Source organism: Roseateles saccharophilus (genome assembly GCF_031458095.1).
GTDB lineage: Bacteria > Pseudomonadota > Gammaproteobacteria > Burkholderiales > Burkholderiaceae_C > Pelomonas > Pelomonas saccharophila_A.
Genome location: NZ_JAVDXU010000004.1, coordinates 481,154 through 504,614, shown reverse-complemented (window position 1 = coordinate 504,614; position 23,461 = coordinate 481,154). Strand labels below are relative to the sequence as shown.

Sequence of the window (23,461 nt, the reverse complement as noted above, 5' to 3'; positions counted from 1 at the left end):
GGGACTCAGGCTTTGGCCAGGGCCTTCGCGCAGTCGCTGACGAGGGCCGGACCCTTGTAGATGAGGCCGGTGTAGACCTGCACAAGGTCGGCGCCCGCATCGATCTTGGCGCGGGCATCGGCGCCGCTCATCACACCGCCCACGCCGATGATGGGATAGCCGGCCGGCAGAGCCGTGCGCAGCAGGCGGATGATGCGGTTGCTGGCCTCGAAGACCGGCGCGCCGGACAGGCCGCCCATCTCGTTGGCGTGGGCCAGGCCCTGGACCTTGTCGCGGGCGATCGTCGTGTTGGTCGCGATGACGCCGTCGATGCCGTTGGCCTTCAGCGTCTGGGCGATGACGGCGACCTGGTCTTCCTCCAGGTCGGGGGCGATCTTGACGAACATCGGCACGCGCCGGCCGCTCTGGGCGTCGAGCTGCTGCTTGCGCTTTTGCAGGGCGCCGAGCAGGGCGTCCAGGGCCTCGTCACTCTGCAGGGCGCGCAGGTTCTTGGTGTTGGGGCTGGAGATGTTGACGGTGATGTAGTCGGCATGGGGATGCACGCCCTCCAGGCCGAGCAGGTAGTCGTCGGCCGCGTTCTCGATGGGTGTGGCGGCGTTCTTGCCGATGTTCAGGCCCAGGATGCCGCCGGCCTTGCGGAAGCTGTGGGCGCGCTTCACGTTGGCGATGAAGCTGGCCAGGCCCTCGTTGTTGAAGCCCAGGCGGTTGATCAGCGCGTTGGCCTCGGGCAGGCGGAACATGCGCGGCTTGTCGTTGCCGGGCTGGCCCTTGGGCGTCACCGTGCCCACTTCGATGAAGCCGAAGCCCATGGCGCCCAGGCCGTCGATGCAGCGGCCGTTCTTGTCCAGGCCGGCGGCCAGGCCGATGCGGTTGGGAAAGCGCAGGCCGGCTATCGTCACCGGGTCGCTGACGCGCTCGCCGCACCACAGCCACTGGGCCGGCGTGTTCTGAAGCTTCGCGATGCCGTCCAGCGTCAGTTCGTGGGCTTGTTCGGGGTCGAGGCCGAAGAGGAAGGGGCGGGCGAGGGCATAGGGGATCAGCGGCATAGCCCGCGATTCTCTCAGCCGCGATCCCAAGGAGGGATATCGCCCATTTTCTCCAGCATGAAGTCGATCAAGGCCCTGACCTTGGGCGCCGGGTGGCGGCTGGGCAGGTAGACGGCGTAAAGGGTGTCGGCATCGGCCAGGCCGCCCACCGGTTGCCAATCGGGCAGGACCACCCTGAGCCGCCCCGCGTGCAGATCGGTGCCCACGGCATAGGTGGGCAGCACGGCCAGGCCCAGGCCGGCCAGGGCCGCCACGCGCAGGGATTCGCTGCTGTTGGCTGTCAGCCCGCTCTCGAAGCGCATGGCGCCGCGGGTCTCGACCTCGGCTTCGCCGTGATCGGCATGCCGGAAACGCCAGCGGTCGGGCGATTGCAGATAACCAAAGCGCAGACAGCGGTGGCCGGCAATGTCGGCCACGGTCTGCGGCTCGCCATGGGACTGAAGATAGACCGGTGCCGCGCAGAGCACGAAGCGGATGGCCGCCAGGCGCCGTGCCACCAGGCCATCGGAGGGCTTGTGCGTGAGGCGCAGCACGACATCAAAGCCTTCTTCGGCCAGATCCACATAGCGGTCGTTCAGGCCCAGCACGACGTCGATCTGCGGGTGGCGCGCGCAGAACTCGGCCATCAGCGCCGTGAACTGCAGATTGCCAAAGGCCGTGGACACCGACAGCCGCAACACGCCGCGCGGCTCGTCGCGGCGGCCGGCCAGCTCGGTCTCGAGCGCCAGCGACTCTTCCAGCAGCCGCAGCGCGCGGTCGTAGACGGCGCGGCCTTCGGCCGTGGGGCTGACGCTGCGCGTCGTGCGATGCAGCAGCCGCGTGCCGAGCTGGTCTTCCAGCCGCACGACCTGTTTGCTGACGGCCGACTTGGTGGTGCCCAGCAGGCGCGCGGCAGCGGAGAAGCCGCGCGCGTCGACAACGCGGGCGAAGGCTTGCAGATCTTCGAGGCGTCCCATTTGATTGGACTCCGTTTGGAAACTCTGAATCGAATTTTGACTGGATTGTGTCTTGGATCGGCGGTTTCTAGAGTGTGGCCATGTCTCTCCAAGGAGTCGTCGCCATGTCCACCACCGTCCTGTCGCCTTGCGCGGCCCGGTCCTTCCGCCCCAGTACCTTCGATCGGCTGCTGAGCGCCGCTGCGGCGTCCAGCCTGCCCCTGTTGTTCATCCTGCTGTGGAGCAGCGGCTATGTGGCCGGCAAGTTGGCCTTGCCCCATACCGGGCCGCTGACGCTGCTGACGCTGCGCTTTGGCTTGGCCGCCGTCGTGTTGCTGGCCGTTGCCATGACCACGGGCGCACCCTGGCCGCACCGCGCTCGCGGTTGGGCGCATCTGGCTGTCGTCGGCCTGCTGATGCAGGTGCTGCACTTCTCCTGCATCTACTTCGCGCTGCAATGGGGGCTGAGCGCCGGTGTGGCCGGCCTGCTGATCGGCCTGATGCCGCTGGCCACGGCCCTGGGCGCCCATCTGTGGCTGGCCGAGCGCATCAGCCGCCGCCAGATGCTGGCCCTGCTGGGCGGCCTGGCCGGCGTCGGCCTGGTCATCGCCGACAAGCCGCTGAACGGCGCCTGGACGGCCTATGCCGTGGCCGGCCTGGGCCTGCTGGGCCTGGTGGCGGGCACCCTCTACCAGAAGCGTTTCTGCGCCCATATGGACCTGCGCAGCGGCGCCGGCGTGCAAATGGCCGTCTCCGCCTTGGCGGTCGCTGCAGTCGCCTGGCCCACCGAACACTTCGCCATCGACTGGGCGCCCGAACTGATCGGCTCCTGGCTGTGGCTGGGCCTGGTCAACTCCATCGGCGCCTTCAGCCTGATGTTCATCATGATCCGCCGGGGCCAGGCGGGGCAGGTGGCGCGGCTGTTCTTTCTGATCCCGGGCGTGTCGGCATTGATGGGTTTCGTACTGCTCGGCGAGCGCCTGGAGCCGCTGGCCCTGGCTGGTTTTGGGCTCTCTGCGCTGGCCGTGTGCTTTGCGGCTGCCAAGCGGTGAACCGACGGCTCGAGAGAGCCGGCAAAATGCGGGGCTTGCCTGGAGCCCTGCAATGAAACCTCTCGACGACCCCCACCACGACCGCGAAGCCGGCTCCCGCGACGAGACCCGCGACACCACGCGCACCGACGACACCCGCATCGGCGCCGTGCGCGCCCTGATCAGCCCGGCCCTGCTGCTGGAAGAGCTGCCCATCCCCGACGCGACGCTGGAGCTGGTCGAAAAAGCCCGCCAGCAGATCAGCGACGTGCTGCATGGCCGCGACGACCGCCTGCTCGTCATCGTCGGCCCCTGCTCCATCCACGACCACGACCAGGCGATGGACTACGCCCGTCTGCTGAAGACGGCGCGCGACGAGCTGAGCCGCGACCTGCTGATCGTCATGCGCGTCTACTTCGAGAAACCGCGCACGACGGTGGGCTGGAAGGGCTATATCAACGACCCGCGCCTGGACGGCAGCTTCCACATGAACGAGGGCCTGCGCCTGGCCCGCCAGCTGCTGCTGGACGTCAACGGCCTGGGCCTGCCGGCCGGCACCGAGTTCCTGGACCTGCTGTCGCCGCAATACATCTCCGACCTCATCGCCTGGGGCGCCATCGGTGCGCGCACGACCGAGAGCCAGAGCCACCGCCAGCTGGCCTCGGGCCTCTCCTGTCCGGTCGGCTTCAAGAACGGCACCGACGGCGGCATCAAGGTCGCCAGCGACGCCGTGCTGGCCGCCAGCAGCGCCCATGCCTTCATGGGCATGACCAAGATGGGCACGGCCGCCATCTTCGAGACCCGCGGCAACCAGGACTGCCACGTCATCCTGCGCGGCGGCAAGGCGCCCAACTACGACGCGGCTTCCGTCAACGCGGCCTGCGATGCGCTGAAGACCTCGGGCCTGCGCGAGCAGGTCATGATCGACTTCTCGCACGCCAACTCCAGCAAGAAGTACGAGCGCCAGGTCGACGTCGGCCGCGACGTCGCGGGTCAGATCGCGGGAGGCGATGCGCGCATCACCGGCGTCATGATCGAAAGCCATCTGCAGCCGGGCCGCCAGGACCTGGCGGAAGGCCAGACTAAGGCCGACCTCAAGCCCGGTGTGTCCATCACCGACGCCTGCCTGGGCTGGGCCCAGACCGAGCCGCTGCTGCGCGAACTCGCCGCCGCCGTCCAGAAGCGCCGCGGCTGATCGAGCGGCCCCTCGCCCAGTCTTGCCTCGCTGAACGCGGGCAGTCTGGTCGGTCCCCCGAGGGGACGGCGATGCTTGCGGCATCGAGCCGCAAGCAAATCGCCAGCGCGGTCCGGCTAGGGAGCGGCCCGGCGCTCGGCCCGCAGGACAGCCAAACAGGGATCGCACGGCGAACGACTGACGCCGTCCGGGTGCCATTCGCGCCCATTCCCGCCCACCCGTCGCAGCGCGCTCGCGCTGAGGCGGGGCGGTTTCCATCATTCAGCCATTCCCACTGCTGAACCTGGAGACCGCCATGAACAAAGCTCTTGCCACTGCCGCCCTGTTGGCCCTGCTGCCGCTGTGCAGCCAGGCCGCCGACGTCACCCTCGAGGTCGAGGGCCTGGACGCCACGCGCCTGCAGGGTGCCACCCTGATGGTGGCCGTCTTCACCGAGCCGGCGAGCTGGCTGCGCCAGCCGCAGAGCGGCCGTCGCTTCGCCCTCGGGCCCGAGGCCGCCAGCGGCAAGTTCAGTGTCGTGCTCAAGGACCTGCCCGACGGCCCGCTGGCCATCAGCCTGTTCCAGGACGCCAACGCCAATGGCCGCCTTGACATGAACGCCATGGGCATCCCGGTCGAGCCTTTCGGCTTCTCCAACAACGCCGCCGGCAACTTCGGCCCGCCGCAGTTCGAGCAGGCCGTCGTGACACCGATGGCCGGCACGCCGGTCAAGGTCAAGCTGAACTAAGGGAGGCGGCCATGAGCACGACCCGTCGTTCCCTGCTGACCGCGCTGCTGGCAGGTGGCCTCAGCCCCGAGCTGCTGGCCCTGGGCCTGCCGGCCGACGCCTTCGCGGCCGATGCGCCCGAGCTCGCGCCGCTGCGCGGCCTGGGCGGTGAGAGCCTCGGCGCCCAGGCCGTCGTGGAAGGGCGGCTACCCGCGGCTTTACGCGGCCGCTATTTCCGCAACGGCCCGGGCCTGATGCAGCGGGGCGACCAGCGCTACCGCCATTGGTTCGACGGCGACGGCCTGGTGCAGTCCTGGACGCTGGCCGATGGCCGCGCCAGCCACAGCGCCCGCTTCGTGCAGACCGACAAGTTCCGCGCCGAGCAGCAAGCCGGCCGCTTCCTGCTGCCCGCCTTCGGCACGGCCATCAAGTCCGAGCGCCCGGTGCGCGGCCCCGACAGCGTCAACGCCGCCAACACCAGCGTGCTGCTGCAGGGCGAGCACCTCTACGCGCTGTGGGAAGGCGGCAGCGCCTACGAGCTGGATCCGGCCACGCTGGCCACGCGCGGCGTCAAGACCTGGGCGCCCGAGCTGCGCGGCATGCCCTTCTCGGCCCATCCCAAGGTCGAGCCCGACGGCACGGTGTGGAACTTCGGCACCGCCAACGGCCGCTTGGCCCTGTACCAGATCGATGCCGGCGGCAGCGTGCGTCGCCATGCGGTGCTGGACGACATCGACGCACCGGCCATGCTGCACGACTTCGCCGTGTCGCAGCGCCATCTCGTCTTCCTGCTCGCCCCCATCAAGCTGGACGCCGCTGCCGTGCGCGCCGGCCAGTCCATGCTGGAAGCCATGCGCTGGGGCGCCGACCAACCCACCCGCGTCCTCGTCGTCGACAAGGCCGATTTCTCGCGCCGGCGCGTCTTCGAGATGCCGGCTGCCCACGTCTTCCATTTCGGCAATGCCTGGGACGACGGCCGCCTGCTGCGCGTCGACTATGTGCAGGGCGTGCCGCTGCCGGAGTTCAATGCCGGCGCCGAGAAGATGATGCGCGGCCAGCGCACGGGGCGGGAGGCGTCCACGCCGCGGGTGCTGGAGATCGACCTGCAAGGCGGCCGGCTGCAGCTGGCCACGCGCGACGAGGCCGTCGAGTTTCCCGTCGTCGACCCACGCGTCGTCGCCCAGCGCCATCGCTTCGTCTGGTACCCCACGGCCTTAGAGACCGGCGCGCGCTGGGGTTTCAACGGCCTGATGCGGCTGGACATCGAGAGCGGGGCCCGCGAGCGCTTCAGCTTCGGCATGGACACCGTCGTCGAGGAGCACGTGCTGGTGCCCAGGCCCGGCAGCACCCAGGAAGGCGAGGGCTGGCTGGTCGGCATGGGTTACGACGTCAAGCGCCGGCGCAGCTTCTTCAGCGTCTTCGATGCCCTGCGCCTGGCCGACGGCCCGCTGGCCCGCGCCTGGCTGCCCTATGCCGTGCCCTACGGCTTCCACGGCAAGTTCTATTCCGCCTGACGGGCTTGTCCCCTGATCCCGGCCAGGGCAGGGGACTCCACATTGACAGGCTTTTGCAAGCCCCCTATGGTCGCGCCGTTTGTTGAAAGCGCTTTCAGAAAGCGCTTTCACTTTCGGCGGCCGGCAGCAGTTCGTCGTCGCCTCGTTCCGGGATTGCTATTTCCCCTTCAAAACCATGGAGACGACCAATGCTGAATCTGAAGACCTGCGTGGCAATAGCCGCGCTGACGCTGGCCGGCACCGCCGGCGCGGCCACGACGAATGCCTTTGCCAACGGTGGTTTCGAGACCGCGGGCGGCCCGGGCCAGCTTGCCGCGGGCTGGCTGACGGCGGCCACCAACAGCCCCGCAACGCTGTCCGGTGATGCCCACAGCGGCAGCCATGCCCTGCTGCTGAGTGCCCCCAACGGCCTTGACGCCTCCATCGCCCTGCAGGACTCCGTCGGCCACGGCGGCATGCCGCTGCTCGGCGCCGCCAATGTCGGCGACACGCCCTGGCTGAGCTTCTGGGCCAAGGGCGACGCCAGCGTCACAGGCAACGCCTTCGTCACGCTGCGCTATATGGGCGCCAACGGGGTCATCAGTACGGCCCTGAACCAGCAATTCCAAAGCCAGCTCAGCACCAGCAGCTGGACGCAGATCAGCTTCCAGGCCGCCGCGATTCCCGTCGGCACCACCTCGGTCTTCATCGAGATCGGCACGGCCGTCGGTCCCATCCTGGAGAACCGCCCCAACGCCGTCCTCGTCGACGACCTGCAGTTCGCCCTGCACACCGCCGCCGTCCCCGAGCCCGGCAGCTACGCCCTGCTGCTGGCCGGCTTGGCCACCGTCGGCACCATCGTCCGCCGCCGCCGCGCCTGAAGCCAAGGAGCCTCACCATGCAACTGCACACCCTCTCCAAGATCGCCGCGTCCCTGCTGCTCTGCGGCCTGGCCGTCCACGCCAGTGCCGCCGGCACCGTCGTCATCAACACTTACGGTCCCGGCGATGACGTCAGCGGCTGGGCTTCCCTGCTCGGTCATGGCCAGGACCTCGCCGTCGCCTTCGACGTCGGCAGCGCCACCACCATCCAGTCCATCCTCACCTCCATCGACGGCGTCGGCGGCATCACCGTCGGCATCATGGCCCGTTCAGGTGCCGTGCCCAGCGGCAACAGCTGGCTCTACAGCACCCACCTGACCGACCCCTGGGCCAACACGGCACTGACGCCCACCGGCTGGAACCTGGCGGCCGGCAGCTACTGGCTGGTGACCCAGGCCGACGCCGGCTTCGCCGGCCAATGGCAGAGCGGTACCGACACGCCCAGCGCCGCCTGGGCCTTCTCGTCGTCCGGCAGCTGGCAGGCGGTCAACACCGGCTTCATCGGTGCGCCGGCCACCCGCATCACCGTCGCCGCCGCCGTGCCCGAACCCTCGACCTACGGCCTGATGGCCCTGGGCGCCCTCGTCGTCGGGGCCCGCCTGCGTCGCAACCGCCAACAAGGATGAAGCCATGAATCGCAAACACATCATCGGCGGCTTGCTGCTGGTCGCCAGCACCATCGCCTGCGCCAGCGTCACCAACCCCGTCATCGGCAAGCTGCTTTGGTCCGAGGAATTCAACGCTGCCAGCCTCGACAGCACCCTCTGGTCGACCTATGACGGCAATGGCTGCCAGATCGGCCTGTGCGGTTATGGCAACCAGGAGCTGGAGTACTACCGCCCTGGCAACCTCAGCATCGTCAACGTGCCTTTCGAGCCCGCCACGCGGGCCTTGGCCATCACGGCCAAGCGCGAGGTGATGGGCGCCAACCAGTTCACCTCCGGCAAGCTCGATTCGGCCGGCAAGGTGCAGGTCAAGTACGGCATGATCGAAATCCGCGCGGCCACGCCGTCGGTCAGTGTTGGCCTGTGGCCGGCCCTGTGGCTGCTCGGCACCAGCCCGCAGGCCTGGCCGCGCAAGGGCGAGATCGACATCATGGAGCAGGGTGGCCGCCAGCCCGCGGGCCTGCCCGCCGTGTCGCCGGACCAGTTCGTCGGATCCAACGTCATCACCTTCAACGAGGCCGCCTGCGTGCCCGGCAACGAGAGCTGCGCTGCGTCCACCGCCTGGCAGACCAAGAACTGGGTCACGCCCACGCGCTCGCTGGCCAACCGCTTCGTGCTGTACCGCCTCTACTGGACCGACACGCAGATCCGCTTCACGCTGGTGGACAACGGCCGCGAGCTGGACATGTACAAGGCGCCCATCTCCACGGTCGGCTCGCCCGCGCTGCAGGAGCCGTTCTATCTGCTGATGAACATGGCCGTCGGCGGCAACTTCACGCCGGCCGCCACGCCGGCGCAGGTCACGGCACCGCTGCCCGCGACCATGTACGTGGACTATGTGCGCGTGTATGAGCTGGACGGCAAGGGCGAGGTGAAGCTGGGCGTCGGCATCACGCCGGAGGCCGGCAAGTTCGGGGTCTTCACCGACAACACGCCGGTCACCAACGGCCAGGCCCTCGGCACGTCGGCAGACTTCTTCATCTGGAACACCGGCTCCATGGGCGGCGGCAACATCCCGGCGTTTGAGGGCTCCAACGTGCTGGCCCTGAACTACTTCGCGCCGGGGCAGTGGTTCGGCGGCGCCGTGCAGTCGCGCCAGGTGCACGATATGAGCGGCTTTCGCAACGGCAACATCAAGCTGAAGATCAAGGTGCCCGCCAATGTCGCGTTCAAGATCGGCATCCTGGACACCTACACCAACCACAGCTGGGTGACCTTCCCTGCCAACACCACGGCTTACGGCCTGGTACGCAACGGCGAATGGGGCACGGCCACCATTCCGGTGGCCGAGATCGCCGGGCCGCTGGTCGCGCTGCAGTCGATGAACTCGCTGTTCGAGTTCCTCAGCGTGGACGGCTCCAATCCGGGCGCTCCCTTCCAGATGGCCTTTGACGACATCATCTGGGATTCGGGCGTGGCCGGTGTGGCCCCGATGGTCGTCAGCGCACCGGCCCTGGCCAAGACGGCGGCGGTGCCGACGGCTTCGGCTCAGACCGGTGCCACCACCCTCGAACTCGCCGCGACGGCGACGGGCTGGGTGGACGTGCACTACACCGTCAACGGCGGCGAGACCCAGACGGTGCGCATGCGCCAGGACGGCTCGGCCAGCCGCTACACGGTGGGCGGCCTGAAGAAGGGTGACGTGGTCGAGTACCGCTTCACGTCCTGGGACGGTAAGAGCCAGGTGGCCACCGACTCGTCGGCCAAGCGCGTCACGATGAAGTAGGCCGGAGGGGATGGGCGCGGCTCGTCCGCGACCATCCCCGACAATCCGGCCATGAACCAAGACCAGCTCAAACAACTCGTTGGCCGCGCGGCCCTGGACTACGTCCCCACCGGCCAGATCCTCGGCGTGGGCACCGGCTCCACGGTGGACTGCTTCATCGATGCCCTGGCCGCCAGCGGCATCGCCATCCCCGGTGCAGTCTCCAGTTCGGAGCGCTCGACGCAGCGCCTCCTCAAGCACGGCATCAAGGTGCTGGACGCGACCGAAGTGGAACGCCTGGCCGTCTACATCGACGGCGCCGACGAGATCGACGGCCGGGGCTTCATGGTCAAGGGCGGCGGCGCGGCGCTGACGCGCGAGAAGATCGTGGCCGACCTGGCCGACCAGTTCGTCTGCATCGCCGACGAATCCAAGCTCGTGCAGACCCTGGGCAAGTTCCCGCTGCCGGTCGAGATCATCCCCATGGCCGCAGCCCAGCTGTCGCGGCGCTTCGCCCGCATGGGCGGCCAGGCGACGCTGCGCGCCGGTGTCGTCACCGACAACGGGGGCCACATCCTCGATGTGCGGGGCCTGGCCATCACCGACCCGCTGGCCTTCGAGGCCGAGGTCAGCCAGTGGCCGGGCGTCGTCACCGTCGGCGTGTTCGCCCGCCACAAGGCCAGCGTGTGCCTGCTGGGTGGCGCGGATGGCGTGAAGACGCTGAAGTTCTGAGAGAACGTATGCCGCGCGAGTCGCTCGGGTTCGACGCGACCTCGCACGAGAAGCACCATTGGTGGCGCAGCCTGCTGTTCAAGGCGGTCGTGTGCGGCGCCGCGACGGCCCTGCTGTGGTGGGCCAGCGGCTGGGCCGGCCTGCTGGTGGCGCTGATGCTGTGGGGCCGGGCCTTTGCGTCCGATCTCGTCGCCCTGGGTGAGACGGCGGGACGCGGCCTGAAGTCCCTGGCCTTCCGGCCCGTGCAGGGGCGCTTCTATGCCTTCAAGGGGCACCGCATCCGCGTGTTGGAAGACGAACTGCTGCCGCAGCGCTGGATTGCCCTAAAGGATCTCGCCACCGCCCTGGAGGCGCCCATGCCGGCCGCGGTGCTGCGGCGGCGCCGGCCGCTGCGCGAGGAGCGCGACGGCGTCTATGTCCTCGACGAGGTTGCACTCGGCTGGCTGCGCGAGCAGCGCAACGACCGGGCCGGGCGCCTCGCACATTGGGTGGAGCGCGAGGTCTGGTACCCCGCGCGGGGCCGCAAGGCCAGCTATGCCCAGAAAAAAGGGGCGCCGGCCGACTCTCCTGGAGAGGAGTGATGCGGGCCGAGCGCCGGGCCGCTCCCTAGCCGGCCCGCGCTGGCGATGTGCTTGCCGGTCGATCCGGCAAGCATCGCCGTCCCCTCGGGGGACCGACCAAGGTACCCCTTGGGCGAGGGGCTTCAGTTCCTGCCGACCGCGCTCCAGGCGGCGGCCACGGCATTCGCTTCGGCGCTGCCGTTGCCGTAGAGCTCATTGGCGGCGGCGATGGTGCCGGCACGCGCGCCGGCGTAGTTGGTCGACGAGGTGAACTTGGTCGTCAGCGCGCGGTACCAGATCTTGGCGGCCTTGTCCCGACCGATGCCGGCCAGCGAGCCCGTGCCGGTGGCGACGCGGGTGTTGCCGGCCATGCAGGTCGGGCTGTTGCCGTAGGCGCTGTTGGTGCCTTCGGCCAGCAGGAAGAAGAAGTGGTTGGCCACGCCCGAGCTGTAGTGCACGTTGAGGTTGCCCACGCCGGAGTACCAGCAGTCCGCCGAGGCGCCGTCGCTGCTGGGCTTGACCATGCTGCGCAGCGAACCGCCGCCGATCATGATCTTCTCGCCGATCAGGTAGTCGCCCGCATCCGTGGCGTTGCCGGCATAGAACTCGACCATGGTGCCGAAGATGTCGGAAGTGCCCTCGTTGAGGCCGCCGGACTCGCCGGAATAGGTGAGGTTGGCGGTGCGGCTGGTGACGCCGTGGCTCATCTCGTGGCCCGCCACGTCCAGCGACACCAGGGGCTTGATGCTGGTGCCGTCGCCATCGCCGTAGGTCATGCAGAAGCAGGAGTCCGACCAGTAGGCGTTGGCGTAGTTGCGGTTGTAGTGGACACGGTTGTAGGCGCCCTTGCCGTCGTTGGCGATGCCGTTGCGGCCGTGGACGTTTTTGTAATAGTCCCAGGTCATGGCCGTGCCGTACTGGGCGTCGGTGCCGGCGCTGGCGAGGTCGCTGGTGGCGTTGTTGCCCCAGGTGTTGTCGGCATCGGTCATGACGCTGCCGCCGCTCTTGCGGTTGTTCATGTTGATGGTGTACGTGCCACCGCGCGTCGGATCGCGCAGCTCATAGCCGCCGCTGATGCTGTTGGTCGTCAGCACCACATTGCCGCTGTACAGGGTCTTGCCCGTGCCGTTGGCGGCCGCGGTGTGGATATCGTCCCAGGCGTCAAGCTGGCTGCCGCTGTTCGCGTCCATGATGACGTGCTTCTCGAAGGGGGTGCCGTCGTCGCTCTCGCCGGAGACGGGCACGTCCCAGGCCAGTGCCGGTTGCTGGTCGCGGGCGTAGATGACGAGCTCGGCCTTGCCGGCCTCGCCGTGCGTCGTTCGCATGGCGGCCATCGCGGCGCGGTTGGCGTTCAGGGCCGGCTTGGTGGCCATGCCGTCCATGCGCCAGCGCAGGTTGTGATGCATGGTGCGCAGGTTGCCGAAACGATCGCTCTGCACGACAAGGTCGCCACCGATGACACGCAGGCCGGCCACCGTGCGGTCCAGGCGCACATGATTGCCGCCGTCGGCGTCGACGACCAGGTCACGCAGCGTGTAGCTGTGGTCGTTGCCGTGCATGCTCATGCCGGGGAACTGGCGCACGAAGTCGTCGGCGCGGTTCTTGAACGCGTTGGCGTTGGCGCGGTCGGACTGGGCCTGGGCGGCGGTGGCCGCGAGTGCCACGCTCAACAGCGCGAGGCGAAAGATGGGGCGAAACATCTGTAGCTCCTGGGTGGTTCGATGTCGCGGCGGGGTCTGCCGCGGAGGGGCGCCAGGTCGGCGCTGCCATGACTTTGCTCACCCGGACCGGCCCGGGCGCCGGGAACTTCCCGGCATGGCGCGAGGGCGCAACAAGGGTTGACCCGCCTCAGGCCCCTGGCGCTTGGACGCCGGCCTGCATGGCGCCTGGGCGCGCCCCTCCTGCCCCTGAACATGGGACGGGCGGCCCCTGATTCACAAACGAAAAAGCCGAGCATTGCCCGGCTTGATGGGTTAGGGACTGAGCGCGCGTCAGAAGGTTTCCCAATCGCCGTCGTCCGCGGCGGGGGCCGGCGCGGGCGCTGCAGCGGGGCGGGGAGCGGCCGCCGGCGCGGTCTTGGGGGCGACTGCCGCGACCGGCCTGGGCGCCGCTGCCTTGACGGCGGGCTTGGCAGGCGCTGCAGCGGGTTTGTGAACGGCGGGGGCCCTGGCCCTGGGCGCCGCCGAGCGCGGGGCCGCGCCGCCGAGCCTGAACACGCTGATGGCCTCGGCCATGCGGGCCGACTGCTCGCGCAGGCTCTCCGCGGCGGCGGCGGATTCCTCCACCAGGGCGGCGTTCTGCTGCGTCATCTGGTCGAGCTGCACGACGGAGCCGTTGACAACGGCGATGCCCTCGCTCTGCTCGCGGGCGGCGGCGCTGATCTCGCCGATGATGTCGGTCACGCGCTGCACGCTGGCGACGATCTCGGTCATCGTCGCACCGGCGTCCTGCACCTGCTGGGTGCCGGAGTCCACGCGCTCGACGCTGGCACTGATGAGGCTCTTGATCTCCTTGGCGGCCTCGGCGCTGCGCTGGGCCAGCAGGCGCACCTCGCCGGCCACGACGGCAAAGCCGCGGCCCTGCTCGCCGGCGCGCGCCGCTTCCACGGCGGCGTTCAGGGCCAGGATGTTGGTCTGGAAGGCGATGCCATCGATGGTGCCGATGATCTCGTTGATCTTGCGCGAGCTCTGGCTGATCTGGTCCATGGTGGCGACGACCTGGGACACGGCCTCGCCGCCGCGCTGGGCCACCGAGGCCGCCGAGCTGGCGAGCTGGTTGGCCGTCATCGCCGCGTCGGCCGTCTGCTTGACGGTGCCGGTCAGCTCGGACATGGAGGAAGCGGCGTTCTGCAGATTGCTGGCCGTCTGCTCGGTGCGCTGGCTCAGGTCGAGGTTGCCGGTGGCGATCTCGGCGCTGGCGGTGCCGATGCTGTCGGACGCCTCACGGACCTTGCCGATGAGCTTCTGCAGGGCCTGCTGGGTGTCGTCCAGCGCGCCGAGCAGGCGGCCGACATCGCCGCTGCCGCCGCGTGGAACGGAATAGGTCAGGTCAAAGCGGGCCAGGGCCTCGGCGGCTTCGGTGGCCGCGTGCAGGTCGCCGCTCGAGCCGCCGCCGGCCAGCAGCCCGAACAGGCCCGCCACCCAGCTCAGCACCAGCACGGCATACAGCCAGCCCTTGGCGGAGCCGGCGTTGTCGCCCAGGCCGGACAGGGCCACGCCGACGCCGACCGTCACCACGCCGAGCATGATGCCCAGGGCCAACTTCAATCGCTGCGAACCGCTCATGCCGCCGTCTCCATCAGATAAAAGGGAATGCCGGCCAAGCCGGATCAACGGCGCAGTGTGCCGGCGGCCCCGCGGGGGTGGAAGGGCGATATGGGGGCGGAAGCGGCAATAGTTGCCCGAACCCGGCGCTACCGGCCGGGCTTGCGTCGCCGGCGCAACGCGAAGCGCAGCGGGTCCACCGCGTCCAGCAGCTCGGCCTCCAGCGGCCGCGGCGAGCCCAAGGCCAGGGCTGCGACGAGGCGGCCGGCCAGGGCCGCCCAGGTGATGCCGCGCGAGGCCAGGCCGGTGCAGACGACGAGGCCGGGTCGGCGCGGCTGCAGGCGCAGTTGCTCGGCGGCTTCACCTGGCGTGGCCAGGCCCCCGATCAGCGGCAGGCGATCCGGCGCGATCAGGCGCCAGGCGACCCGGCCCGCCAGTGGCGCCCGCGGCGCGGCGGCCAGGCCGGCCAGACGGGCATAGCGGGCCAGGTTGTCGGCCTGGTCGGCTTCGCGCAGGCTGGGGTCCAGGTCGCCGTCCTGCGTGGTGGCGCCGCACCATAGGCCGCCCTGCCCATCGGCAATGGCATAGCCCTCGCCGGCGACGGGCAGGGCCGGGCACCAGGGCGCGGCCGGCAGATGGGTGAGCTGGCCGCGCTGAACGACGAGGTCGGCCGCCAGCTCGCCGAGCAGTGGCAGTTGCGCATGGCCGCCGGCCAGCACGACCAGAGGTGCCTCGGCGACGAGGTGGCCTTGGGCATCCAACAGGCGCCAGCCGTCGACCGCTTCTTCCAGCGCGGCGACATGCTGACCCAGCAGCAGGGCGGCACCGCTCGCGTTCAGCATGGCACGGGTGTAAGCAGCAGGGGCCAGTGCACCGCCACCCGGATAGAACCAGGCGGGATGGGCGAGGGTGGTGCCGGCCAGGGCCGAGGCAGCCTGGGCCGACAGGGCCTGCACATAGCCTGGCACGCCCTGCATGGCGTCCAGTGGTCGCCGCGTCTCCAGCCTCAGCAGCCCCTGCTGATGCGGCAGGCCGAGTTCGGCCAGCAGGGCCTGGGTGGCCAGGGCCGCGGCGCGATTGAAGCGGGCATGCGGGCCGTCGTCGGGGTTGAGGGTGCCGTGGAAAAGGCCTGCCGGGTTGCCCGAGCTGGCCGGGGCCGCACCGGGCAGCTCATCGACGACGGTGCAGGCCAGGCCCTGGCGCGCCAGTGCCAGCGCACAGGCCGCGCCCGCCAGGCCGGCACCGACGATGACGGCGCGGCGTGCGGCAGGGGCCAGTGGTTCACGCCCGGCCGGCCGCTGCGGCAGGTGGCGCGGCGCGAAACGGGCGACGGTCATCTCTGGCTTGCTGGCGAAGCCCGCAGCCAGTTCGACCTCGAAACCGAGGGAGGCGAGGGCCCGGCGCATCGGCCGGTTGATGCTCCAGGTCGCAGCCGTTGTGCCCGGCACCGCATGCCGGGACAGGCTCTTGAGGAGCCATTCGTCCCACAGCTCCGGGTTGCGCTGCGGCGCAAAGCCGTCGAGATAGAGGGCGTCGGCCTGCAGCACCAGTTCGCGCAGCAGCTCGCGGGCATCGCCCAGGCCCAGCAGCAGCTCGACACAGCCGCTCTCGAAGTTCAGCGTGTGCAGGCCCGCTGTCAGCGGTGGCCAGTGGTCGACGAGTTGCCTGGCCAGTTCGGGCAGGGCGCTGTGGGCATGCGCTCGGACCAGGTCTTCGCGGCGCAGCGGGTGCTTCTCCACGCTGACGAAGACGAGGCGCTCGCAACGCGCCGGGTCTTGCCGCCAGGCGTCCCAGGTCGCGAGGAAATTGTTGCCCAGGCCGAAGCCCGTTTCCAGTACGACGAAGCGTTCGCGACCCCTCCAGCGGGCTGGCAGGCCGTTGCCGGCGACAAAGACATGGCGGGCCTGGGCCAGCGCGCCGGCGCGTGAGTGATAGACGTCGCCGAAGGCCGGAGCGACGGGAGCGCCAGGGTCGGAGAAGTCGACCTCGGCCGGTGGGACGGCCGCAGACTTCATCGGCCCAAACGCTGCATCTCGCCGGACTCGATGATGCGAACGGCGGGGCCGGGTGATTCAAGCGCCAGACGCATCGCCCGCGCAATGCGCACCGGCGAGATCGGGCGCCACACGGCCGGGATGAGGCCGGCCAGCGGCCGCACCAGCTTCAGCGTCAGGGCCTCGGCCTTGCGGCGCGGCTGGTCGAGCTGCTCGCGCTCGCCATCGAGCAGCGAGGGCCGGGCGATGACGAGGCGCTCGAAGCCGAGGGCGATCAGCGCGTCCTCGGCCTCGCCCTTGACCTGGTTGTAGAAGACCGCCGAGCGCGCGCTGGCGCCCAGGGCCGACACCAGGCCGCAATGCGTCGCGCCGGCCTGGCGGGCGGCACCGGCCACCGTGAGGACGGCATCGAAATCCGCCGCACGGAAGGCCTCGCGCGAACCAGCCTGGGCCATGGTCGTGCCCAGGGCGATGAAGACGCGGCCCGGCGTGGGCAGCGCAGAAAAGGAAACGGGATTGCCGTAGTCCACCGTGGCAGTGGCGATAGGCAATCCCGTTGTCGGCCGGCGCACCAGCGCCAGCCCGTTTGGCAGTTCGGCTGCCAGCGCCCGCCCGACCAGCCCGGTCGCGCCGGCAATCCAGTCGGGACGAGGCGAGTTGGCCATGCGCTTTAACGCTTAGGTTGGGTCAGGCGCGGGCCATTGTTGTGGCGCGGCGCGCTGCCGTCGCCGCGGCTGGGCTGGCTGGCGGCCGAGCGCGGCGCATGCTGCGAATGCGGCTTGGCTGCGGGCTTGGCGCCGCCGTGACCGGCATGCGCTGCGGGCTTGCCACCGCCGTGACCCTGGGGCTTGCCGCCGGGGCGCCCGCCGTCGCGTTGACCGCCACGGTTGTCGCCGCCACGGCCACCGCCACCACCACCCGGGCGTCCGCCCCGGCCGGCGTGCGCCGGCGGGTTGGGGTTGCGGCCCCGGCTGCCATTGGGGTTCAGCACGGTGCGGCCCAGGATGATGGGCTCGGCCTTCTCGTTGGGATCGGGGGCGAAGCCGGGCACGATCTCCTTGGGAATCTCGCGCTTGATGAGCTTCTCGATGTCGCGCAGGAAGCCGTTCTCGTCGACGCAGACGAGGCTGACGGCCTCGCCCTGGGCGCCGGCGCGGCCGGTACGGCCGATGCGGTGGACATAGTCCTCCGGCACATTGGGCAGCTCGAAGTTGACGACGTGGGGCAGCTGGTCGATGTCGATGCCGCGGGCGGCGATGTCGGTCGCCACCAGGCAGGTCAGGTCGCCGCTCTTGAAGTCGGCCAGGGCCTTGGTGCGCGCGCCCTGGCTCTTGTTGCCGTGGATGGCCATGGCGCTGATGCCCTGGTCATTCAGGTAGTCGGTCAGGCGGTTGGCGCCATGCTTCATGCGCGTGAAGATCAGCACCTGGTGCCAGGGTTGGCCATCCTGGCCGCCCTTGATCAGGTGGGCCAGCAGCTCCTTCTTGCGCTCGCGGCCGACCGGGTGGACCTTCTGCGCAATGGCGTCGTTGGTCTGGTTGCGGCGAGCCACCTCGATGAGGGCCGGCTGGTTCAGCAGGCGGTCAGCGAGGTTCTTGATCTCGTCGCTGAAGGTGGCGCTGAACAGCAGGCTCTGCTTCTTGGCCGGCAGCAGGGCCAGCACCTTCTTGATGTCGTGCACGAAGCCCATGTCCAGCATGCGGTCGGCTTCGTCGAGGACGAGGATCTGCACCTGCGACAGGTCGAGCGTGCCTTGCTGGGCGTGGTCGAGCAGGCGGCCGGGCGTGGCGACGAGGATGTCGACGCCGTCGCGCAGCTTGTTGATCTGCGGCTGCATGCCGACGCCGCCGAACATGACCATGCTCTTCAGCGGCAGGTATTTGCCATAGGTCTGCACGCTTTCCTCGACCTGGGCGGCGAGTTCGCGGGTGGGCGTCAGCACCAGGGCGCGGATGGCGATCTTGCCGCGCTTGTTGAGCAGCTTCTCGCCGGTGGCGAGGCGGTGCAGCATGGGCAGGGTGAAGCCGGCGGTCTTGCCGGTGCCGGTCTGGGCGCCGGCCATCAGGTCACCGCCGTTCAAGACGGCGGGAATCGCTTGGGCCTGGATGGGGGTGGGGGTGGTGTAGCCAGCGTCTGCAATGGCCTTCAGCAGCGGAGCTGCAAGGCCGAGGGTGTCGAAACTCATCGAATCCTAAAAGGGGAGGGCACGCCAACAATCACCGGGGCTCGCCGTGCCGCCGGGGAGGCGACACCAGTCTTCGGGCAAGCCAGGCCGCGTGCGGGGGCTCTAAAAAGTGAAACGCCGCGCAAGACTGTCGGCGCGGCGTTGGCATGCATTCTAGCGGCTGAACTATTTGCGGATCGTGACCCAATCCATGCTGGCCCAGTTATTGGCCGAGTGGGGCATGCTGACTTCCTTGCGCATGGCCCACGGAATGACCTGGCGGTGCAGGGGAATGATGTTGACCTGGTCGCGATAGGCCTGCAGAGCCGCCTTGACGGTGGCCTCGCGCTTTTTCGGGTCGATCTCGACGGTGGAGGCGGCGGCCAACGCATCCGCGTCGGCGTTGACGATGCCGCCATAGTTGGCCACGCCCACGCCTTGCTCGCCACGGTTGCGCAGTACCGGCGTCAGCATGGTCTCGGCGTCGGTCGAGCCGCCACCCCAGCCGGTCAGGAAGAGGCTGGTGTCGAACTTCTCGATCTTGGGGAAGTACAGGGTGCGCGGCATGGCGTTGACCTTGACCCTGACCTTGACCTGGGCCCACATGCTGGCCAGCGCGATGCAGATGCGCTCGTCGTTGACATAGCGGTTGTTGGGACAGTCCAGGGTGATGTCGAAGCCATCCGAGTAACCGGCTTCGGCCAGCAGCTTTTTGGCGGTCGCGACGTCATAGGGCAGGCGGTTTTCCAGCTTGGGGTCGCCATAGGCGCCGCGCGGTGAAGGGGTCAGGCCGCCGGTGGGGGACGAATAGCCGCTCATCAGCTTGGTCTTGATGGCCTCGATATCGATGGCGTGATAGAGGGCCTTCCTCACCCGCAGGTCTTTCAACGGGTTTTTGTCACCAGGTGCCTGGCCGTAGAGCAGCTTGTCGCGGCTCTGGTCCATGCCGATGTAGACGATGCGGTTCTCCTGGCCGTCGACAACCTTGAGCTCGGGCAGGCTGCGCAGCCGGGCGATGTCGCGCGGCGGCGGATCGAGGACGAAATCGACTTCGCCGGTGATGAGGGCCGCCGTGCGCGTCGCGTCGTTGCCGATGGGCAGGTAGACGAACTCCTGCAGATTGCCTTCGAACTTGTTCCACCAGTGGGGATTGCGCTTGAAGACCGTCTTCACGCCCGGCTGGCGGCTGACCAGCATGAAGGGGCCGGTGCCGTTGGCGTGCTGGCTGGCATAGGACTCTTCCTGCTGCTTGAAGTTCAGTGGCCGCGCGACGCGGTGCTCCTCGCACCACTTGCGGCTCATGACGAAGAGGGTGGACAGCAGTTCGGGGACGATGGGGTTGGGCTTGTCCAGCGTGAAGACGACGGTCAGCGGATCGACGGCCTTGGGCGAGCCGACCGCGTTGGCATAGACGCGCTGCGGCGAGTTTTCGTCGCGCAGGCGCTGCATCGAGAACACCACGTCGTCGGCCGTGAAGGGCGTGCCGTCATGGAATTTGACGCCCGGGCGCAGCTTGAAGCGCCAGATCAGCGGCGTGACCTGGGTCCACTCCGTCGCCAGCGCCGGGCCGGCCGCCAGGTCCTTGCCTCGCCGCGTCAGCGTCTCGTAGACCTGGTTGTTCAGGCTGTTGGTCATGACCTCGTTCTGCGAATGCGGATCGGTGGTCTGCATGTCGCCCTGGCTGGACCAGCGCAGGGTCTGGGCCTGGGTGAGACCGGTGGCGAGAACGAGCAGGGCGGCGAAAAGACGGGGCATCTGAGTTCCTGGAAACGCGGCTCGGCGACAATAGCAGGCAATGCAGGCCCCTTTCAGGGCCTGCCGCCATTTCAGACTCACAGGATTTGCCCATGGCCCAGTACGTCTTCAGCATGAACCGTGTCAACAAGACGGTTCCCCCCAAGCGCCACATCCTCAAGGACATCTCGCTGTCCTTCTTCCCCGGCGCCAAGATCGGCGTGCTGGGCGTCAACGGCTCCGGCAAATCGACCATCCTGAAGATCATGGCTGGCGTCGACAAGGAGTACGAGGGCGAGGCCATCCCCATGCCGGGCATCAAGATCGGCTATCTGGAGCAGGAGCCGCGCCTGGACGCCGACCAGACGGTCCGTGAAGCGGTGGAAGAGGGCATCGGCGGCGTGCTGGCCGCCAAGAAGCGCCTGGACGAGGTCTATGCCGCCTATGCCGAGCCTGACGCCGACTTCGATGCCCTGGCCGCCGAGCAGGGCGAGCTGGAGGCCATCATTGCCGCCGCCGGCTCCGAGAACACCGACCTGCAGCTGGAACTGGCCGCCGACGCCCTGAACCTGCCGCCCTGGGACGCCCAGATCGGCGTGCTGTCCGGTGGCGAGAAGCGGCGCGTGGCCCTGTGCCGCCTGCTGCTGTCCAAGCCCGACATGCTGCTGCTGGACGAACCCACCAACCACTTGGACGCCGAATCGGTCGAGTGGCTGGAGCAGTTCCTGCAGCGCTTCCCCGGCACCGTGGTGGCCATCACCCACGATCGCTACTTCCTGGACAACGCTGCCGAGTGGATCCTGGAACTCGACCGCGGCCACGGCATTCCCTGGAAGGGCAACTACTCCGAGTGGCTGGACCAGAAGGAACGCCGCCTGGAAAACGAGCAGAAGTCCGAAGACGCCCGCATGAAGGCGATGAAGGAGGAACTCAAATGGGTCCGCTCCAACGCCAAGGGCCGCCAGGCCAAGAGCAAGGCGCGTCTGGCCCGCTTCGAGGAACTCTCGGACGTCGAATACCAGCAGCGCAATGTCACGAACGAGATCTTCATTCCCGTGGCCGAGCGCCTGGGCAATGAGGTCATCGAGTTCGAGAATGTCAGCAAGAGCTTCGGCGACCGCGTGCTGATCGACAACCTGTCCTTCAAGGTGCCGGCCGGCGCCATCGTCGGCATCATCGGCCCCAACGGCGCCGGCAAGTCGACGCTGTTCCGCATGCTGCAGGGCGTGGAGCAGCCGGACAGCGGCACGGTCAAGATCGGCAAGACGGCCAAGCTGGCCTTCGTCGACCAGAGCCGCGCCAGCCTGGAAGCCGAGAAGACGGTCTGGGAAGACGTCTCCGGCGGCCTGGACAACATCACGGTCGGCAAGTTCGTCATGCCCAGCCGCGCCTATCTGGGCCGCTTCAACTTCAAGGGCAACGACCAGCAGAAGCTCGTCGGCTCGCTGTCCGGCGGTGAACGCGGCCGCCTGCACCTGGCCAAGACCCTGGCCCAGGGCGGCAATGTGCTGATGCTGGACGAACCGTCCAACGACCTGGACGTCGAAACCCTGCGCGCGCTCGAAGAAGCGCTGCTGGAGTTTGCCGGCTCGGCCATGGTCATCAGCCATGACCGCTGGTTCCTGGACCGCATCTGCACCCACATCCTGGCCTGCGAGGGCAACTCGCAGTGGTTCTTCTACGACGGCAACTTCCACGAGTACGAGGCCGACAAGAAGAAGCGCCTGGGCGAGGAAGGTGCGCGCCCCAAGCGCATGCGCTTCAAGCCCATCAAGTAAGGCCTGTTCGCGGCAGGCGGCAGCGGTTCACTAAAAGCAAAACCGCTCCCGCTTATCGACACAGTTCTTTACCGCGGCCCCAAAGAGGCCACACAGGTGGCCTGGAAGATGACCTCACTCCCTCTTCTTCCAGGAGACCTCAGATGAAAGCCTTCCAGATCCCGAACCTGTTGCGCGCCGCCACCGTGGCTGCGGCACTGGTCCTCGGCGGCGCCGCCGCCCAAGCCCAGCCCGGCCATGGCGGCCCAGGTGGCCATCACGGCGGCCCGGCCATGATGGCCCCCGGCGGCCTGTTCGGCGGCCACATGGAGCATCTGCTGGACCTCGTCAACGCGACGGATTCCCAGCGCAGCCAGATCGAAGCCATCTTCAAGGCCGCTCGCCAGGACCTGTCCGGCCAGCGCGAGACTGGCAGGAAGCTGCACGAGCAGATGGCCACGCTCTATACGGCCACCAACGTCGACGCCGCCGCCATCGAGGCCGTGCGCGTGCAGATGAGCGCCCTTCACGAGACTGCTTCCAAGCGCCTGAGCCAGGCCAGCATCGACGCCGCCCGCGTGCTGACGCCCGAACAGCGCGCCAAGATTGCCGAGATCATGAAGAAGCGCCAGGCGCGCATGGCTGCCCGCCACGCCGGTTGATTGGCTCTCTGCCAGGAGTTCTGCGATGCTTGAGCTTCGTTCCACCGGCGCGGACGCGCGCCGGCCTCCCTTTTCTTCCCTGGCCCCGGTGATGAGTGCCCGACTGCTGCTGATTGATGACGATGCCCGCCTGACCGGCATGGTGGGCGATTACCTGCGCTCCGCCGGCTTTGAGGTCAGCACAGCCGGCAGCCTGGCCCAGGCCCGCGAGGCCCTGGCCCATGGCCGCTTCGAGCTGCTGGTGCTGGACCTGATGCTGCCCGATGGCGATGGTCTGGACTTCTGCCGCTGGCTGCGCGGCGATCCGCGCTGGCGCCACCAGCCGGTGCTGATGCTGTCGGCCCGCGGCGAGCCCATGGACCGCATCCTCGGCCTGGAGCTGGGCGCCGACGACTATCTCGCCAAGCCTTTCGAGCCGCGTGAGCTGCAGGCCCGCATCAAGGCCCTGCTGCGCCGCCTCGAGCCCAAGCTCGATGGCGACGAAGTGCTGCGCTTCGGCCGGCTGGAGATCGACCTGGCCGCCCGCGTGGCGCGCCTGGACGGCAAGATCTGCGACCTGACCAGCCACCAGTTCGACCTCCTCGTCGTGCTGGCCCAGAGCCCGGGCCGGGTGCTGAGCCGCGACCAGATCATGGATGCGCTGAAGGGCCATCCGCTGGAAGCCTTCGACCGCTCCATCGACGTGCACATCTCGCGCATCCGTGCCGTCATCGAGGACGACCCCAAGAACCCCCGCCGCGTGCTGACCGTGCGCGGAGCCGGCTATGTCTTTGCCCGCAAGCAGGACGCCGACGCCGACGCGGCTTGAATGAGACCCCTCGCCCAGTCCGGCCCTGCTGAACGCGGGCAAGCCTGGTCGGTCCCGCGAGGGGACGGCGATGCTTGCCGGATGGACCGGCAAGCACATCGCCCAAGGCGGGCCGGCTAGGGAGCGGCCC

20 protein-coding genes are annotated in these 23,461 nt (G+C 68.9%); 12 read left to right on the top strand and 8 right to left on the bottom strand.

All coding sequences use genetic code 11. From position 1 onward, the window contains the following. Positions 1-5 precede the first annotated feature (5 nt). Together J2X20_RS24945 and J2X20_RS24940 are read right to left on the bottom strand one after the other, a co-directional pair. A complete protein-coding gene (locus J2X20_RS24945; protein ID WP_310271245.1) occupies positions 6-1,046 on the bottom strand; it encodes a quinone-dependent dihydroorotate dehydrogenase in 1,041 nt (346 codons plus the stop codon). A gap of 14 nt (positions 1,047-1,060) precedes the next feature. Continuing rightward, positions 1,061-2,002, bottom strand: coding sequence for a LysR family transcriptional regulator (locus J2X20_RS24940; RefSeq protein ID WP_310271241.1), 942 nt, complete (start codon positions 2,000-2,002; stop codon positions 1,061-1,063). 104 nt (positions 2,003-2,106) lie between these two features. Here J2X20_RS24940 and J2X20_RS24935 point away from each other — a divergent pair, with 104 nt between their 5' ends. The 9 genes from J2X20_RS24935 to J2X20_RS24895 all read left to right on the top strand — a co-directional run bounded on the left by J2X20_RS24935 (position 2,107) and on the right by J2X20_RS24895 (position 10,970). Next, positions 2,107-3,033 (top strand): DMT family transporter, encoded by a 927-nt coding sequence (locus tag J2X20_RS24935; RefSeq protein WP_310271238.1) that lies wholly within the window; start codon positions 2,107-2,109, stop codon positions 3,031-3,033. A 52-nt stretch (positions 3,034-3,085) separates the two neighbouring features. After that, positions 3,086-4,207, top strand: coding sequence for a 3-deoxy-7-phosphoheptulonate synthase (locus tag J2X20_RS24930; RefSeq protein ID WP_310271235.1), 1,122 nt, complete (start codon positions 3,086-3,088; stop codon positions 4,205-4,207). Between the two features lie 295 nt (positions 4,208-4,502). Next, the gene (locus J2X20_RS24925) at positions 4,503-4,934 is read left to right on the top strand and encodes a DUF2141 domain-containing protein (RefSeq protein ID WP_310271232.1); all 432 of its coding nucleotides are present in this window, start codon (positions 4,503-4,505) and stop codon (positions 4,932-4,934) included. A gap of 11 nt (positions 4,935-4,945) precedes the next feature. Further along, positions 4,946-6,427: a carotenoid oxygenase family protein gene (locus J2X20_RS24920; RefSeq protein WP_310271229.1), complete on the top strand. Its 1,482-nt coding sequence runs from the start codon at positions 4,946-4,948 to the stop codon at positions 6,425-6,427. Positions 6,428-6,615: 188 nt separating this feature from the next. After that, positions 6,616-7,287 carry a PEP-CTERM sorting domain-containing protein gene (locus J2X20_RS24915; RefSeq protein ID WP_310271226.1) on the top strand — a complete coding sequence of 224 codons (672 nt, stop codon included), beginning with the start codon at positions 6,616-6,618 and terminating at the stop codon, positions 7,285-7,287. Between the two features lie 17 nt (positions 7,288-7,304). After that, positions 7,305-7,913, top strand: coding sequence for a PEP-CTERM sorting domain-containing protein (locus J2X20_RS24910; protein ID WP_310271223.1), 609 nt, complete (start codon positions 7,305-7,307; stop codon positions 7,911-7,913). A gap of 4 nt (positions 7,914-7,917) precedes the next feature. Further along, on the top strand, positions 7,918-9,678 hold the full coding sequence (locus tag J2X20_RS24905; protein ID WP_310271220.1) for a glycoside hydrolase family 16 protein: 1,761 nt from the start codon (positions 7,918-7,920) through the stop codon (positions 9,676-9,678). Between the two features lie 51 nt (positions 9,679-9,729). After that, entirely contained in the window at positions 9,730-10,389 is a 660-nt protein-coding gene (rpiA, locus tag J2X20_RS24900; protein ID WP_310271217.1) for a ribose-5-phosphate isomerase RpiA, read from the top strand. An 8-nt stretch (positions 10,390-10,397) separates the two neighbouring features. After that, positions 10,398-10,970, top strand: coding sequence for a hypothetical protein (locus J2X20_RS24895; RefSeq protein WP_310271214.1), 573 nt, complete (start codon positions 10,398-10,400; stop codon positions 10,968-10,970). A gap of 122 nt (positions 10,971-11,092) precedes the next feature. Here J2X20_RS24895 and J2X20_RS24890 read toward each other — a convergent pair whose 3' ends face one another. From J2X20_RS24890 to J2X20_RS24865, 6 genes are all read right to left on the bottom strand, one after another. After that, entirely contained in the window at positions 11,093-12,649 is a 1,557-nt protein-coding gene (locus J2X20_RS24890) for a M4 family metallopeptidase (protein WP_310271210.1), read from the bottom strand. A 291-nt stretch (positions 12,650-12,940) separates the two neighbouring features. Continuing rightward, on the bottom strand, positions 12,941-14,233 hold the full coding sequence (locus J2X20_RS24885) for a methyl-accepting chemotaxis protein (protein WP_409034199.1): 1,293 nt from the start codon (positions 14,231-14,233) through the stop codon (positions 12,941-12,943). 128 nt (positions 14,234-14,361) lie between these two features. Beyond that, the gene (gene mnmC, locus J2X20_RS24880; protein WP_310271208.1) at positions 14,362-16,227 is read right to left on the bottom strand and encodes a bifunctional tRNA (5-methylaminomethyl-2-thiouridine)(34)-methyltransferase MnmC2/FAD-dependent 5-carboxymethylaminomethyl-2-thiouridine(34) oxidoreductase MnmC1; all 1,866 of its coding nucleotides are present in this window, start codon (positions 16,225-16,227) and stop codon (positions 14,362-14,364) included. After that, a complete protein-coding gene (locus J2X20_RS24875) occupies positions 16,224-16,871 on the bottom strand; it encodes a Rossmann-fold NAD(P)-binding domain-containing protein (protein WP_310271202.1) in 648 nt (215 codons plus the stop codon). The genes mnmC and J2X20_RS24875 overlap by 4 nt, the downstream gene beginning before the upstream one ends. A 5-nt stretch (positions 16,872-16,876) precedes the next feature. Next, positions 16,877-18,391, bottom strand: coding sequence for a DEAD/DEAH box helicase (locus J2X20_RS24870; RefSeq protein WP_310271198.1), 1,515 nt, complete (start codon positions 18,389-18,391; stop codon positions 16,877-16,879). A gap of 165 nt (positions 18,392-18,556) precedes the next feature. Continuing rightward, on the bottom strand, positions 18,557-20,125 hold the full coding sequence (locus J2X20_RS24865; protein WP_310271195.1) for an ABC transporter substrate-binding protein: 1,569 nt from the start codon (positions 20,123-20,125) through the stop codon (positions 18,557-18,559). 92 nt (positions 20,126-20,217) lie between these two features. Here J2X20_RS24865 and ettA point away from each other — a divergent pair, with 92 nt between their 5' ends. The 3 genes from ettA to J2X20_RS24850 all read left to right on the top strand — a co-directional run bounded on the left by ettA (position 20,218) and on the right by J2X20_RS24850 (position 23,331). Continuing rightward, positions 20,218-21,882: an energy-dependent translational throttle protein EttA gene (ettA, locus tag J2X20_RS24860; RefSeq protein WP_310271192.1), complete on the top strand. Its 1,665-nt coding sequence runs from the start codon at positions 20,218-20,220 to the stop codon at positions 21,880-21,882. Positions 21,883-22,025: 143 nt separating this feature from the next. Continuing rightward, entirely contained in the window at positions 22,026-22,523 is a 498-nt protein-coding gene (locus J2X20_RS24855; protein WP_310271189.1) for a Spy/CpxP family protein refolding chaperone, read from the top strand. 91 nt (positions 22,524-22,614) lie between these two features. Beyond that, positions 22,615-23,331, top strand: a complete 717-nt coding sequence (locus J2X20_RS24850) for a response regulator (protein ID WP_119047244.1) — start codon at positions 22,615-22,617, stop codon at positions 23,329-23,331. Positions 23,332-23,461 lie beyond the last annotated feature (130 nt).